The organism is Stutzerimonas nosocomialis (assembly GCF_005876855.1).
Taxonomy (GTDB): Bacteria; Pseudomonadota; Gammaproteobacteria; order Pseudomonadales; family Pseudomonadaceae; genus Stutzerimonas; species Stutzerimonas nosocomialis.
On the sequence record NZ_QLAE01000033.1, the window covers coordinates 40458 to 54280 of the forward strand.

14 protein-coding genes are annotated in these 13823 nt (G+C 67.6%); 9 read left to right on the plus strand and 5 right to left on the minus strand.

What is annotated here, in order from left to right; genetic code table 11:
• Nucleotides 1-91: 91 nt before the first annotated feature.
• Nucleotides 92-1300, minus strand: a complete 1209-nt coding sequence (locus DN824_RS17815; RefSeq protein ID WP_138409750.1) for a citrate synthase — start codon at nucleotides 1298-1300, stop codon at nucleotides 92-94.
• Between the two features lie 155 nt (nucleotides 1301-1455).
• On the opposite strand from DN824_RS17815, the gene DN824_RS17820 reads away from it, so the two are divergent.
• The 6 genes from DN824_RS17820 to DN824_RS17845 all read left to right on the plus strand — a co-directional run bounded on the left by DN824_RS17820 (nucleotide 1456) and on the right by DN824_RS17845 (nucleotide 7960).
• Entirely contained in the window at nucleotides 1456-2217 is a 762-nt protein-coding gene (locus DN824_RS17820; protein ID WP_241666731.1) for a MipA/OmpV family protein, read from the plus strand.
• Between the two features lie 134 nt (nucleotides 2218-2351).
• The gene (locus DN824_RS17825; RefSeq protein WP_206666175.1) at nucleotides 2352-3638 is read left to right on the plus strand and encodes a CitMHS family transporter; all 1287 of its coding nucleotides are present in this window, start codon (nucleotides 2352-2354) and stop codon (nucleotides 3636-3638) included.
• 125 nt (nucleotides 3639-3763) lie between these two features.
• Nucleotides 3764-4786, plus strand: a complete 1023-nt coding sequence (locus DN824_RS17830; RefSeq protein ID WP_138409752.1) for a phosphoglycerate dehydrogenase — start codon at nucleotides 3764-3766, stop codon at nucleotides 4784-4786.
• A 2-nt stretch (nucleotides 4787-4788) separates the two neighbouring features.
• Nucleotides 4789-6156, plus strand: a complete 1368-nt coding sequence (locus DN824_RS17835; protein ID WP_138409753.1) for an acyclic terpene utilization AtuA family protein — start codon at nucleotides 4789-4791, stop codon at nucleotides 6154-6156.
• Between the two features lie 2 nt (nucleotides 6157-6158).
• Nucleotides 6159-6470 carry a DUF4387 family protein gene (locus DN824_RS17840; RefSeq protein WP_174236536.1) on the plus strand — a complete coding sequence of 104 codons (312 nt, stop codon included), beginning with the start codon at nucleotides 6159-6161 and terminating at the stop codon, nucleotides 6468-6470.
• Nucleotides 6471-6592: 122 nt separating this feature from the next.
• Complete coding sequence (locus tag DN824_RS17845; protein WP_138409754.1) at nucleotides 6593-7960, plus strand: MmgE/PrpD family protein; 1368 nt, start codon at nucleotides 6593-6595, stop codon at nucleotides 7958-7960.
• Nucleotides 7961-7990: 30 nt separating this feature from the next.
• Here DN824_RS17845 and DN824_RS17850 read toward each other — a convergent pair whose 3' ends face one another.
• Nucleotides 7991-8920: a DMT family transporter gene (locus DN824_RS17850; protein ID WP_174236537.1), complete on the minus strand. Its 930-nt coding sequence runs from the start codon at nucleotides 8918-8920 to the stop codon at nucleotides 7991-7993.
• Between the two features lie 87 nt (nucleotides 8921-9007).
• Between DN824_RS17850 and DN824_RS17855 the strand changes: the two genes are divergently transcribed.
• Entirely contained in the window at nucleotides 9008-9877 is an 870-nt protein-coding gene (locus DN824_RS17855) for a LysR family transcriptional regulator (protein ID WP_138409755.1), read from the plus strand.
• A gap of 55 nt (nucleotides 9878-9932) precedes the next feature.
• Here DN824_RS17855 and DN824_RS17860 read toward each other — a convergent pair whose 3' ends face one another.
• On the minus strand, nucleotides 9933-10529 hold the full coding sequence (locus DN824_RS17860; RefSeq protein ID WP_138409756.1) for an NAD(P)H-dependent oxidoreductase: 597 nt from the start codon (nucleotides 10527-10529) through the stop codon (nucleotides 9933-9935).
• Nucleotides 10530-10617: 88 nt separating this feature from the next.
• Between DN824_RS17860 and DN824_RS17865 the strand changes: the two genes are divergently transcribed.
• Entirely contained in the window at nucleotides 10618-11235 is a 618-nt protein-coding gene (locus DN824_RS17865) for a TetR/AcrR family transcriptional regulator (RefSeq protein ID WP_138409757.1), read from the plus strand.
• 96 nt (nucleotides 11236-11331) lie between these two features.
• Here DN824_RS17865 and DN824_RS17870 read toward each other — a convergent pair whose 3' ends face one another.
• The gene (locus DN824_RS17870) at nucleotides 11332-11799 is read right to left on the minus strand and encodes a lipocalin-like domain-containing protein (RefSeq protein WP_241666732.1); all 468 of its coding nucleotides are present in this window, start codon (nucleotides 11797-11799) and stop codon (nucleotides 11332-11334) included.
• A gap of 130 nt (nucleotides 11800-11929) precedes the next feature.
• Entirely contained in the window at nucleotides 11930-12763 is an 834-nt protein-coding gene (locus DN824_RS17875; protein WP_138409759.1) for an SDR family oxidoreductase, read from the minus strand.
• 101 nt (nucleotides 12764-12864) lie between these two features.
• Between DN824_RS17875 and DN824_RS17880 the strand changes: the two genes are divergently transcribed.
• Nucleotides 12865-13752 (plus strand): LysR family transcriptional regulator, encoded by an 888-nt coding sequence (locus DN824_RS17880; protein WP_138409760.1) that lies wholly within the window; start codon nucleotides 12865-12867, stop codon nucleotides 13750-13752.
• Nucleotides 13753-13823 lie beyond the last annotated feature (71 nt).

Below are 13823 nucleotides of genomic sequence, written 5' to 3' on the forward strand. Positions count from 1 at the left end.
GGTGCGCTGAGCCCAGCATGAGGGGCGGGGCGTCGGCCCGCACTCGCCGCCGTACGGCCTGCGCCAAGGCGCGGACCGTCCGCGCCGAAGCTCAGCCCGGCAGGGCGCCGGTATAGCGGGCGCGGTGCCGGACCAGCGGCTGCTGGTTGTACTGCTCGCAGGCGTGGGCGATCCAGCCGATCAGGCGGGCGACGGCGGCGAGCGTCAGTTCCTGGCCATCCAGGCCCAGCTTGCGACCGACGAAACTGACCAGCAGGATGAATTCGGCCGGGCGCTGCACCAGTTCCTCGGCCACCTTCATCGCCTTGAGCAGGCGCAGGTACTCCGGGTCCTCGGCGAACATCTCGTCCAGCGTCCTTTTCAGGCTGATGGCGCGCGGGTCGGCGATGCTGTGCACGCGGTGCGCCGAGTGCGCGGTGGCGCAGAACCCGGGGATGTCCCCACCTTGGCTGTAGTACTGCAGGATGGGCTCGGCCGGGTCCTTGGCATTGCACACATCCGACAGCAGGCGGCTGACCGCCTCGCTGCGGCCATAGGCGATGCGCCGGCCCCGCGCGGCGGCCAGGCCCGTGATCGCGGCGTAGTAGGGTGTGACGCCGGTATTGGCCGCCGCGCGCACGCTGTAGGTGGAGTGGTCCAGCTCGTGATCGATGCAGAGGATCAGCAGGCGCCGGATGAGGTCGGCGAAGCGCTCATCGACGCCGCAGGAGGCGGCGATGAATTCGTGCAGCGGGCGGGTGTCGGGCGCCGTCGCGCCGACCACCAGCGCGGCGAACCAGCGCACCACGTCGGCGCCGGTGCGTGCGTAGCCTTCCGGTGACAGGTCGAAGGCCTTCGGGTTTTCCCGCTCCACCAGCGGAAACAGGGCGATGGCCTTCTCGGTCACCGTGGTGTGGGCGTACAGCTCGAGCAACGGCGCGACCCCCTCGGGCAGGTGCGGCAGGGTGTCGCCGAAGGCGCCCGGCACCTGCCAGAACATCTCCGCGACTTCTTCCACGGTGGCCTGTTCCACCAGCTCGTTGACGTCCCGGCCGCGGTAATACAGGCCGTCTTCGGTCAGCAGCGTCAGCGAGCTGTTGGAGTCGGGGCTGGCGCGTCGGGTCGATGGGCTGTCGCCGCCCCGGTTGCCCTTGACCAGGCGGTGGATATCCGCAGCCCAGTAGCGCCGCTTGCGCGAGCCTTCGACCTTCACCGAGCGGATGTTCTTGCGGCCCACGTAGGCATACAGGGTCGTCAGGTTGACGCCGAGCAGGCTCGCGGCCTCTTCAGCGGAGAGGTAGAGCTCATCTTGATTCGCCATGGCGCCCTTATGTAGACGATTCCCGTACAGATTTACCGATGTTAGTCCTCTGTATACAGTCCTGCAAATCCTCCTTCGGAGCGTCTAGATCGGCACTCCGCGCATAATCCACCCCCTGATCAGAGGCTTTCCTCATGAAATCGCTGTGTCTTGCTGTGTCTGTCGCTCACGCTGCTCTGCTGCTGCCCCTTGCGGCCCTGGCGGACAGGGAGCCCGGCTTCCAGTCCATCGGCCTGGGGGTGGCGGCGTCGGACAGCCTCTACGCCGGCGCGGACAAATCCGTGTCGGTGCTGCCCTTGCTGCACTACGAAGGGGAGCGCTTCTTCGTGCGTGGCGTGACGGCCGGCATGCGGTTGATCGAGCGCGAGGGCTTCGGCCTGGAGGCGATCGTCGCCGGGCGCTTCGAGGGGATCGACCGCAGCGACTTCGGGCGCGCCGAACTGGCCAGGAACGGCATCGACCGCGACCTGCTGGACGATCGTGACGATGGCGTCGACCTCGGCTTGCGGGCGAACTGGAAAAGCCTCGGGGGCGAGGTGCGCCTGTCCGCCCGTGCCGACGTCAGCGGCGCCAGCGAGGGTTACGAGCTGACCCTGGGCTATGGCTATCCAATGCAGCTGGCGGGCATGAAGGTGACGCCGTCGCTGGCGGTGAGCTACCTGTCGGACAAGCTCGCCGACTACTACTACGGCACTCTGAGCGACGAGGAGGCGCGCGGCGTGAGCCGCTATCGTCCGGGCGGCGCCGTGGTGCCCGGCGTGGCGCTGGGCCTGGCCAAGCCGCTCGGCGAGCGCTGGCTGCTCAGTGCCGAGGCCAGCTACCGCAGGCTGCCGGACCGTATCACCGACAGCCCGCTGGTGGACAGTGATTCCAGCCACGTCGGATTCAGGTTGGGAGTGTCCTGGCTGTCCGATTGAAGGGTGTACATAAAAAATCAAGATTTACGCAAAAAACGTCAATGTGTATGTTCATCCCGTCGTACATCTTGGCCGGCTGCCTGGCCGCCTGATGGTTCGCACCCCCACCTGAATTCCTAAGAACAAGGACAAAAATAATGGCTTGGGTTGGTTTCGCGATGGTTTCGGTGTTCATGCTGCTGATCCTCACGCGACGATTGTCGGCGATCGTCGCGCTGATCCTGGTGCCGGTGGCCTTCGGCCTCGGCATCGGGCTCGGTCCGCAGATGGGCGAGATGATCATGGACGGCGTCCTCAAGGTGACGCCCACCGCGATGATGCTGATGTTCGCGCTGCTGTACTTCGCGGTGATGTTCGACGCCGGCCTGTTCGAGCCGGCGGTGAAGCGGATCATCCGCTGGGTCGGTGACGACCCGCTGCGCATCACCCTGGGCACCGCCGCGCTGTCGGCGATCATCTCGCTGGACGGTGACGGCGCGACCACGGTGCTGGTGGTGGTGACCTCGTTCCTTCCGGTGTACCTGCGGCTGGGCCTGAATCCGCTGATCCTGGCGGTGATGCTGCTGCTGACCAACACGGTGATGAACATCGTGCCCTGGGGCGGGCCGACAGCGCGGGCTGCCAGTGCGCTGCACCTGGACGCGCTGGACGTGTTCCTCGGCCTGATCCCGACCATGGTGATCGGCCTGGTCTATGCCTTCGCCGCCGCCTGGTGGCTGGGCATGCGCGAGCGCAAGCGCCTCGGCTGGGTGCCCGGCCGGACGACGGACGCGGGCCCGCTGCTGGTGCGCGAGCCCAAGGCCAGCCACCGGCCCAGGCTGTTCTGGGTCAACCTGGCGCTGACCCTGGGGCTGGTCGTGTCCATGGGGGCGGGGCTGGGGCCCTTGCCGATGCTGATGATGATCGGCCTCGCCCTGGCGCTGGTGATCAACTACCCACGCCTGGCCGAGCAGCGCGAACGGATCGCCGCCCATTCCGAGAGCGTGCTGAGCGTGGTGGCCCTGATCTTCGCCGCCGGCGCCTTCACCGGCATCCTCACCGGCTCGGGCATGGTCGACGGCATGTCCCAGGCGCTGCTCAGGGTGGTGCCGGAAGACGCCGGCCCCTACATGGGCTTCATCACGGCGCTGGCGAGCGTGCCTTTCACCTTCTTCATGTCCAACGATGCCTTCTTCTTCGGGATTCTGCCGATCCTGGGCGCCGCCGCCGCGGAGTATGGCGTGGACCCGATCCACATCGCCCGCGCCTCGGTGCTGGGGCTGCCGGTGCACGCGATGAGCCCGCTGGTGGCGGCGCCCTACCTGCTGGCGGGTTTGCTCAAGCGCGACCTGGGCGAGTTGCAGCGTTACTGCCTGGGCTGGGCCCTGGGCAGCTCCGGGGTGCTGATCATCGGCGCGCTCGTCACCGGCGCCATCATCTAGCGAGCCCCTTTACAGAGAACCGCCACCCGCCCGGCCGCTGACGCCCGGGACGGGGAGCGGCTTGCCGAAAGAAACGCCGTGCCCTGGCGGGCGGACGGCGACCACGTGGAAGGACGAGCGACGCCATGAACGAGCAATTCCCGCGCAAGGTCGTGGTGACCCAGCGCTTCTTCGATCCCGAAAGCCTGGCCTACCTGCAGGCCAATGGCTGCGCGGTGGAGATCGCCCCGCTGGCCGACGGGCAGGCCGATGGCGACCTCGACGAAGCCCGGCTGCTGGCGCTGTTGGCCGATGCCGACGCCTGGATCGTCGGCCACGCCTGGATCACCGCCTCGCTGCTGGCCGGGCTGCCGCGGCTGAAGGTGATCGCCCGCCGCGGCGTCGGCTACGAGCGCGTCGATGTCGAGGCCGTGCGCGCCAGCGGCAAGGTGGCGACCATCGCGGTGGGCGGCAACGATGCCAGCGTGGCCGATCATGCCGTGGCCATGATGCTGGCGCTCGGGCGCCGACTGGGCGAGTCGAAGGCGCGCATGGCGGCTGGCGACTGGTCCATCACCCTCGGCCACGACCTCTGCGGCAAGACCGTCGGCATCGTCGGCCTGGGCCGCATCGGCTGCGGGGTCGCCAAGCGGCTGGTCGGCTTCGATGCCCGGGTGCTGGCCTGTACCCCGCACCCGGACCGGCGCCCCGGCTGGGCCCTGGGGGTGAACTACGTCGAGCTGGACACCCTGCTGGCCGAGAGCGACTACGTGACGCTGCATGCGCCGCTGCGCGAGGACACGCGCTTTCTCATCGACGCCGAGGCGCTGCGCCGGATGAAACCCACGGCCTTTCTGATCAACACCGCCCGCGGCGGCCTGGTGGACGACCGCGCGCTGCTCGAAGCCCTGCAGGCGGGCGTCATCGCGGGGGCCGGCCTGGACGTGTTCCAGAGCGAGATCGATCCCCTTTACCAACCCACCACCCAGGCGCTGCTCGCCCTGCCCAACGTCGTGGCCACCCCGCACAGCGGCGCCTCGACCCACGAGGGCCTGCAGCGCACCAACCTGATCGCCGCGCAGTGCGTCGTCGCGGTGCTGAACGGCGACACGCCGCCAGCGTCCTGCGTCATCGCCGACGGACGCGGCCAGCTTTCACACGAGGAATGACGATGAAAAACAGCATCAAGGTGCTCGTCCCGACTGGCTGCATCGGCTCGGGCGTACGACTGGACCTGTTCGAGCAGGCCCTGCTGGAAAAACCGGACGTGATCGCGATGGACGGCGGCTCGACGGACTCCGGCCCCTACTACCTCGGCACCGGCAAGACCAAGGGTTCGGCGGCCGTGCTCAAGGCCGAGCTGCTGGTGTACATGCGCGCTCGCGCCGAGCTGGGCGTGCCGCTGATCATCGGCAGCAGTGGCACCTGCGGCTCCGACGCCGGCGTCGACCTGCTGCGCGGCCTGTGCCTGGAAGTGGCCGCCGAGCTGGGGCAGAAGGTCAAGATCGCCGCGATCTACGGCGAGCAGGACGCCGCCACGGTGACCCAGGCGCTGGCCGACGGCCGCGTGCTGCCGCTGAACCCGGTACGCCCGATCGACGACGCGCTGATCGAGCGCTGCTCGCACATCGTCGCGGCGATGGGCGTCGAGCCCTTCATCCACGCACTGCAGCAGGGCGCGGACATCATCGTCGCCGGTCGCGCCACCGATACCGCGGTGCTCGCCTGCCTGCCGATCATGCGCGGCGCGCCGGCAGGGCCGGCCTGGCACGCCGGCAAGACCATGGAATGCGGCGCCCAGTGCACCACGACGCCCGCCGACGCCATGGTCATGGCCGAGATCGACGAGGGGGGCTTCACCATCACCGCGATCGGCGACCAGGCGCGCCTGACTCCGCAATCGGTGATGGCGCACATGCTCTACGAGAACAGCAACCCGCTGCTGCTGGTCGAGCCGGGCGGCGCGCTGAACGTCGAGGCGGCCACCTACACCGCCCTCAGCGAGCGCAGCGTGCGGGTGGAGGGTTCGGTTTGGGAGCCGGCCGAGCGCTACACGGTCAAGCTCGAAGGGGCCGCGCCGGCCGGCTATCAGTCGGTGCTGCTGAGCGTGGTGCGTGGGCCGGAATACATCGCGCGTTTCGATGAATGGCTGGGGCAGCTGGACGACGTGATGCGCAAGCGCATCGAGAAGAACCTTGGGATCGGCCCGGCGGACTACGACCTGCAGTTTCGCGCCATCGGCAAGAACTCGGCGCTGGGCGCGCTGGAGCCGCGGGTCGGCACGCCGGTGGAAATCGGCGTGCTGGCCATCGCCACCAGCCCGGACGAGTCGCGCACCCGCGACATCCTCGCGCTGCTCAACCCCTACATGCTGCATTTCCCGCTGCCCGAGGACGAGGAACTGCCGACCCACGCCTTCCCGCTGTCGCCGGCGTCCATGGATCGCGGGCTGATCTACGAGTTCGCGCTCAACCACGTGATGGTGGTGCCGGACCCGCTGACCCCGTTCCGCTTCGATTTCACCGTGACAGGAGCCTGAACATGATCCATTCCCAGGGTTACGAGATCCGTTCGAAGAGCGCCGGGCCGTTCTGGCTGACCTTCGACATCTTCTGCGCCGACGCCGAGACCTTCGGCAAGCTGTGCGGCGATCCGCACCTGAGCGCGCCGTCCATGGCCGCGCTGTTCCACAGCGACCCCGAGCAGGTGCGGATCTTCCACATGGCGCCGCTCAACGTGATCAAGATCAGCCTGCCGCGCCCCGTGGTGCAGGGCTCGGTGGCCGATCGCGACATGCACGGCGCGCAGTGGGGCTACGTGCTGGCCGAGGAACTGGCCCGGGCCGGCGTCTGATCGCGTCGTCGCTCTGATGCGGGAGCCGGGGCCATGCACGCGCAGGTCGCCCCGGCCCCGCCACCTGCAAATACCCAAGCGCTCGGCGCAGCCGCGCGAAGCCAAGAGACGGAGAGCCCCACATGTCTGACCTGACGTTGGCCCGGCGGATCGCACGCTACGCCTGCGAACTGTCCGTCGACGACATTCCCGAGCCCGTGACCGCCTGCGTGCGGCGGCGCCTGGTCGACAGCCTGGCCTGCATCCTGGGGGCCTACGGCGCCGGCCCGGTGCAGGTCGCGCTGGCGATGGCGGCGCAGACGCCGCTGCCGGCTGCCAGCGTGTTCGGCACCAACCTGCGCACCACGCCTGAGTTGGCGGCGTTCGCCAACGGCGTCATGGTGCGCTTTCTCGACTACAACGACGGCTACATGGGCCGCGAGCCGGGCCATCCGAGCGACAACATTCCCGCCTGCCTCGCCCTGGCGGAGGCCGAGGGCGCGACGGGGCGCGAGCTGATCGCGGCCATCGTGGTCGCCTACGAGATCCAGATGCGGCTGCAGGACGCGGCCAGCCTGAACAAGCGCGGCTGGGACCACGTCAACTACATCAACGTCGCCATGGCCGCCGCCGCGTCCCGACTGCTGAAGCTGGACGAAGCGCGCACTGAGCAGGCGATCAACATCGCGCTCAGCGCACACCTGGCCACGCGCCAGGTGCGCTCGGGCTCGCTGTCGGACTGGAAGGGCTGCTCGGCCGCCAACGCGGCGCGCAACGCGATCTTCGCCGCGCAGCTGGCGCGCCACGGCATGACCGGGCCGTCTCCGGCGTTCGAAGGCGAGATGGGCTTCTTCCGGCAGGTATCGGGCGAGTTCGAGCTCGACGTCGAAGGCTTCGGAAACCGCGCGAACGGCGACTTCGCCATCCTGCGCTCGCTCACCAAGACCTTCCCCACCAACGGGGAGCTGCACACGGCGGTGTGGGCGGCCATCGACCTGCGCGCGCGAATCCCCGACCTCGAGGCCATCGAATCCATACGGATCGAGACCTCCGAATTCAATCGCCGGGTACTGGCCGACCCGGAGAAATGGCAGCCCAGAACGCGCGAGACGGCCGACCACAGCCTGCCCTACAACGTGGCCCGGGCGCTGCTGGACGGAGACATCACCCTGGATTCCTATTCCATGGAGCGGATCTGCGACCCGCGCGCCATCGCCCTGATGGGCCGGACCACGGTCAGCGAGGACGCCGGGCTGACCCGGCTGTTCCCCCGCTACCTGGCGAACCGGGTGAGCGCGACCCTGGTGTCGGGCGAAAAGCTGACCTGCGAAATGATCAGCGGCCCCGGCTCCCTGGAAACCCCGATGACCGATGGGGATTTCGAGCGCAAGTTCCGCCGCATGGCGGCGCCGCACCTCGCCCCGTCCGCGCAGGACCGGGCCCTGGCGTTCGTCGCGAACCTGGAGCGGCAGAGCGACTACGCCGGGCTGTTCGACGCGATGAGGCCCTGACCGGTCGGGCAGGGCGGGCGGCCCTGTCGCTTACGGCTTCGGCGCGCGCTCGGTGGACCAGATGGCCACCACCATGATCGCGACGCCGATCAGTTGCAGCGTTCCCAGACGCTGCCCGTAGGCCAGCCAGTCGATGAGGATGGCGACCGCCGGGTAGAGAAACTGGTAGACCGCGATACGGTCGCTGCTCAGGCGCGCCATGCCGGCATACAGCAGCGCGTAGGCCAGCCCCGTGTGGATCAGCCCGAGACTCGAGAGCCAGACCCAGGACGCGCCCCATTCGGGCCAGCCATTTAGGGTCGGCCATGCCAGCAAGGCCAGTGTCCCGACCGCGCATTGCCACCACGCCAGAATGCCGGCCGGCATGTGCCGCAGCTGCCGCGCGATGATGGTGACCCAGGCCGTGCAGAAGGCGCCGAACAGGCAGAAGCCCACGCCCAGCCAGTAGCCCGCCTGCGATGGCTGGCCGGCGCCAAACGGCGAAAGGCGTTCGAGCACGCCGGTGGCCAGGATCAGCCCCAGCATGGCGATCCCCACCGAGACGATGCGTCGCCGGGCGACGGCTTCCTTCAGGTACCAGGCGCCCAGCAGCAGCACCCACAAGGGCTGCATGTGGAACAGCACGGTGGCCACCCCGGCGGACGTGCGCTCGATGGCGGCGAAGAACAATCCCCAGCCGAGCACCATCAGCACCCCGGCGGTGAGCACTCCGCGCCAGGTCGCCCGGCTCAGGCGCAGATGGCCGAGCTGCCTGCGCCAGCCTATCCAGAGCGTCAGGCCGAGCAGGCCGAAGGCGCAGCGGAACCAGGTCGCCGTCAGCGGATCGGTGCCGGCCTCGTGCACAAAAATGCCGATGGTGCCCAGGATGACGCTGCCCAGGACGAAGGGCAGGGCGCCGCCGGCGCGCATCCTGGCGTGTCTGTCGGGGGCTTGGGGGTTCTGCGGTTGGTCGGTGTTCATGCGGCCATCATCGGGCTGGTTCGCCCAGGCGAGAAGCGCATAATCTGGCAGACAGGTATTCGAATATCGAATAGAAGGATGGCGCCGATGATGCCCCGCGATTTGCAGATGGACTGGCTCAAGTGCTTCGTCGCCGTGGTCGACGCCGGCTCGCTGTCGAGCGCGGCCGGTGAGGTGCATCGCTCGCAATCGGCGGTGAGCATGCAATTGAAGAAGCTGGAGGCGGCCCTGGGACGCCAGCTGCTGGTGCGTGGCCCGCGCCATCTGCAGCTGACGGCCGACGGGCAGACGCTGCTGGGCTACGCCCGGCGCATGCTCGACCTGCACGCCGAGACCCAGGCCGTCTTCGGTGGCGAGACGCTCACCGGCCGGGTCCGGCTCGGCGTGCCCGACGACTACGCCACCCGCTACATCACCCCGGTGCTCAAGCGCTTCGCCCCTCGGCACGGCGCGGTGGAGATCGAGCTGAACTGCGAACAGTCGACCGCGCTCATCCCGCGCGTGGCCAGCGGCGACCTGGACCTGGCGCTGGTCTCCCGCGATCACGCTCGCCGCGGCACGCTGCTGTTCCACGAGCCGTTGGTGTGGGTGGGCTCCGCGCACTTCGAACTGTGGCGGCGCGACCCGCTGCCGATCGCAGTCTACGAGGCCGCCAGCCTCGCACGCCGCAGCGCGATCAATTCGCTCGCGCTGCAGGGGCGCCGCTACAAGGTGGTCTACAACAGCTCCAGCCTGGCCGGCCAGATCGCCGCGGTCGAGAGCGGCCTGGCGGTGGCGGTGCTGACCCAGTGCAGCGCACCCGACCACCTGCAGATCCTCGGCAGCGAGCATGGCCTGGGCCCGCTGGAACCGATGCAGGTCGCGGTCTACCGAAGCCGCGCCTCGCAAGGCTCCAGGGCCGTGGACAGCCTCAGGAACCTGATCATCAGGACGCTCAGGTCGTCCGGTTCGGATTGAGCAGCGAGGGGTGGATCGGGAGGTAAGAGCGGCAGCGGACTTCGTTCAGCGCTGCTTATGGAGTCGCTGCCAGCGTCTCGAATAGCCGAGCACCGAGCGCTTCGCCAGCGCGAAGGGCGAGTTCCGTGCCCGCGGTTTCGGAGTCGAGCAGCAGTTGTGAACTCACCACCTGCGCGCCGCAGTAGTCGAAGATGCCGTGATCGATCTGGGTTTGCATGGCCGCGGCGTACCCGTGTCGGGCGTAGGTGCCCGCATCGGCTCCGCCAATGCCGATGAGGTGTACCCGCAGTCGGGTCAGCTTTTTGATGAGCGGACCGTCCGGGCGAAAATCGAATGCCCAGCCATTGCTGAACACCCTGTCGATCCAGCCCTTCAGCAAGGCCGGCATGGACCACCAGTACACCGGAAAGACCAGCACCAGAGCATCGGCCCGGTCGATTTTGGTCTGTTCGGCCAGGACATCAGCGGGAGGCGTCTCCTGTCTGCGGTGCACGGCGAGGTCGGCCGGGGAAAAGCGGGGGTCGAAGTCCTGTACCGCCAGGTCGGCGATCTCGAAGGTGTTTGCAGACCCGATCCCTTCGGCAACGCGAGCGGCAACGCTATGGGTAAGCGAGTGCTGCTCAGGGTGGGCCACGACTATCAGTGCGTGCATGGAGAGCTCCCGGGCGATTGAGAGTGAGTGGGGAGGGTTATATACTAAAGGTAAGTTACGGTTAGTAAGTTACTTTTGGTACATAGCGATGTCAACACAGAAAGTCGCTCCAGCGGGAGTTCGTCGCCGGTTGAGTCGTGAAGACAGGGCGCGCCAGCTACTGGAGACCGCGTGGCAGCTTGTGCGTGAAGAGGGCACCGAGGCGCTGACCCTGGGGCGGCTGGCCGAGCGCTCTGGCGTAACGAAGCCGTTGGTTTATGACCACTTCGGTACGCGCGCCGGGCTGCTGGTGGCCCTCTATCGGGATTTCGACGAGCGACAGACTGAGGTCATGGACTCTGCGCTGGAATCTGGAGAACCCACCTTGCCTGGCAGGGCGAAAATCATTGCCGTCTCCTACGTCGACTGCGTCTTGCTGCAGGGTCGGGAAATATCAGGTGTCATCGCCGCATTGGCGAGTTCACCGGAGTTGGAACTCACCAAGCGTGAATACGAGAAGGCGTTCCTGGGCAAGTGCCGAACGGCATTGTCGCCTTTTGCCGGCGATGCGGGTCTGACATCCGCTGGACTGACGGCGATGCTGGGCGCGGCCGAGGCGCTTTCGCACGCCGCGGCGAGAGGGGAAGTCGATGCGGAGCAGGCGAAGGATGAGCTGATGCAAGTCATCGTATCCATGGTCAACCGAAGCGCGGGCGCCTGCTGCTGACTCGGCCGGTCGGGGCTCCGGTGAAGCCGGCCCGAGTCGACGCTGAAGCCTTGTGGAGGCGGCCTTACCCGTTTTCGGATGCGCGCTCCTGATCCGCTACCGAACCCGCTCCCAGACGATGTGGACCTGTGTGCCATCCGGGCGGAGGAAGTGCTCGGTCATCCGGTCGCCATCGACCTGCAGCAGCAGGTCGTCACGGGTGCGCACCGAACCCACCCAGTTAGGGAAGGTGGCGCCTTCGACGGTATTGCCGCTGAATTCACCCTTCTGGTCGACCGTGTAGCGACCGAAGAAACCGATGCTGCCGGCCATCGCCGCGCGATTTTCCTCATCGGTGCCTTCGCCGCGGACGTTGGATCTGAAGGCCGGGACGCGTGGGTCGGTCAGTACCTCGATGAAGGTCATTTCCCTGGTGAAGACCAGCCAGCCATGGGGCTCGGGCCCGTAGGCATCGGCCCTGATGCCTTGTCGCTCGGTCGTTGCACTGACCATGCTCCAGGTACCCACGAGCTGGTTCTTCGCACCATCGGGCGCGCTATTCCAGGCGCAAGCGGACAATGTCATCGCGGCACTCAAGGCGAGTGCGAGAACGCCGGTTTTCATGGTTGTACCTGCTGCATTGGCCGAATGCGTGCGTCGAACAAAGCGATCTTCTCGGCAGGCTCCGATATGGAGCCTGCCCTTGCTCGCTGCGTCATTGCGCGGTCTTGTCGGCCTGGAACGCCTCGCGCTTGTAGTCGCCCAGCACCTGCAACCGCTTGGTCAGTGCGGCATGAATGTTGTCGAACGCAGCGCTGCCGAGCGCGAGGCGCAAGGGTGGATTCGGCTGGTCGATGACCCGCATCAGCACCTCCACCGTGCGTTCCGGGTCTCCCTTCACCGGAAAGGCGTCGGAGCGAATGGCCGTGCGCACGTTGTCGGCGGGCGTACCGGCATACTCGGGAAGCCCCTGCGCATAATCGATACCGGCGCCGAACCGGGTAGCGGTCGGCCCCGGTTCCGCCAGGATGAAGTCGATGCCGAACCCGGCCACTTCCTGGGCGACCGTTTCGACGAAACCTTCGATGCCCCATTTGCTCGCGTGGTAGAGGCTGAACCCGGGGTAGGCGACCTGACCGCCTTCGGACGATACCTGCACGATGCGGCCGCCGCCCTGGTGGCGCAGATGCGGGAGTGCCGCGCGGATGATCTGGATGCTGCCGAGGAGGTTGGTGGCTAGCTGCCGCTCGATCTGCGCGTCGCTCAGCTCCTCGGCGGCGCCGACCAGCCCGTACCCCGCATTGCTGACGACCAGGTCGATGCGGCCCGCCTGGGCGAAGGCCGTATCCACGACCTGGCGGATGCCGGTCGTGTCGGTCAGTTCCAGCGCGAGCCTGTGCAGGCGCTCCGGGTAGCGCGCCTTCAGCTCATCCAGGGCGGCGAGCTTGCGCGCGGTGGCGAATACCTGATCGCCTCGGGCCAAGGCACGTTCTGCCAGGATGCGTCCGAGGCCGGAGGAGGTGCCGGTGATGAACCAGGTCTTGCTCATGTCGCTCTCCTGAAAAAGGAAGATGAGGGCTCATGCTAGTCGCCGGTCATTGATGTCAGAATCCCCATCGAACAGAACGTGCTGGTGAGGAAAATTCACCAATGAAAAGACCTTCCTGGAGTGACCTTAACGCGCTGGGCGAGATCATTGCCCGGCGCAGCTTTCGCGAAGCGGCCGATGCGCTGGGCGTTACCCGCTCCTCGCTCAGCCATACGGTTCGCGCCATGGAGCGGGACCTCGGGGTGCGCCTGCTGCATCGGACGACCCGCAGCGTGTCGCCCACGCCCGAGGGCGAACGCCTGATCACCCGTGCGCTGCCGCTCATGAGCGCGCTGGACGAAGTGCTGTCCGACCTTGCGCCGTCGGCCGAGCAGTTGCGCGGGGTGCTGCGCATCAACGGCAACGAAGGAGGGATCCGCTACCTGCTGTCCACCGTGGTGCCCCGGTTCGTCGAACGGTATCCACAGGTGGAGCTGGACCTGGTCACCGACGGCGCCCTGGTGGACATCATCGAGCGAGGCTTCGATGCCGGCGTTCGCCTGACCGAGGCGGTGCCGCGCGACATGGTGGCGGTGCCCCTGGGGCCTGCGTTGCGGTTTCTCGCGGTGGCCTCGCCCAGGTATCTGGCAGGGCATCCCGAAATAACCGAACCGCAAGCGCTTCACCGCCACCGCTGCATTCGCCAGCGGCTGCCCAGCGGCAAGCGCTACCGCTGGGAATTCGCCCGCGACGGCAAAGCCGTGTCGGTCGATGTACCGGGCCAGCTGACCCTCGACAACAGCACGCTGATGGTCGAGGCGGCCATCGACGGCCTGGGAATCGCCTACGTCCCCGAGCCCTATGCGCAGGCTGCGATCGCCGAGGGCCGCCTGGTCGCGGTCTTGCTGGACTGGTGTCCTGTCGAGCCGGGACTGGCGCTTTACTACTCGGGGCACCGACAGGTGCCGGCGGCGCTGCGTGCCTTCATCGACATGCTGAAGGCCGTCTGAGCAGAGTTTCCGTCGCTTCCCGTTCTCATTGCGCCGCCAACATGAGCGCCGAGTCGCCGCGGCCTGCTAGG

What these genes read in the sequence shown, in the direction of transcription:
- DN824_RS17815 (WP_138409750.1), bottom strand. Translation starts at nt 1,300, where the DNA reads ATGGCGAATCAAGATGAGCTCTACCTCTCCGCTGAAGAGGCCGCGAGC.
- DN824_RS17830 (WP_138409752.1), top strand. Translation starts at nt 3,764, where the DNA reads ATGAACGAGCAATTCCCGCGCAAGGTCGTGGTGACCCAGCGCTTCTTC.
- DN824_RS17835 (WP_138409753.1), top strand. Translation starts at nt 4,789, where the DNA reads ATGAAAAACAGCATCAAGGTGCTCGTCCCGACTGGCTGCATCGGCTCG.
- DN824_RS17840 (WP_174236536.1), top strand. Translation starts at nt 6,159, where the DNA reads ATGATCCATTCCCAGGGTTACGAGATCCGTTCGAAGAGCGCCGGGCCG.
- DN824_RS17845 (WP_138409754.1), top strand. Translation starts at nt 6,593, where the DNA reads ATGTCTGACCTGACGTTGGCCCGGCGGATCGCACGCTACGCCTGCGAA.
- DN824_RS17850 (WP_174236537.1), bottom strand. Translation starts at nt 8,920, where the DNA reads ATGAACACCGACCAACCGCAGAACCCCCAAGCCCCCGACAGACACGCC.
- DN824_RS17855 (WP_138409755.1), top strand. Translation starts at nt 9,008, where the DNA reads ATGATGCCCCGCGATTTGCAGATGGACTGGCTCAAGTGCTTCGTCGCC.
- DN824_RS17860 (WP_138409756.1), bottom strand. Translation starts at nt 10,529, where the DNA reads ATGCACGCACTGATAGTCGTGGCCCACCCTGAGCAGCACTCGCTTACC.
- DN824_RS17865 (WP_138409757.1), top strand. Translation starts at nt 10,618, where the DNA reads ATGTCAACACAGAAAGTCGCTCCAGCGGGAGTTCGTCGCCGGTTGAGT.
- DN824_RS17870 (WP_241666732.1), bottom strand. Translation starts at nt 11,799, where the DNA reads ATGACATTGTCCGCTTGCGCCTGGAATAGCGCGCCCGATGGTGCGAAG.
- DN824_RS17875 (WP_138409759.1), bottom strand. Translation starts at nt 12,763, where the DNA reads ATGAGCAAGACCTGGTTCATCACCGGCACCTCCTCCGGCCTCGGACGC.
- DN824_RS17880 (WP_138409760.1), top strand. Translation starts at nt 12,865, where the DNA reads ATGAAAAGACCTTCCTGGAGTGACCTTAACGCGCTGGGCGAGATCATT.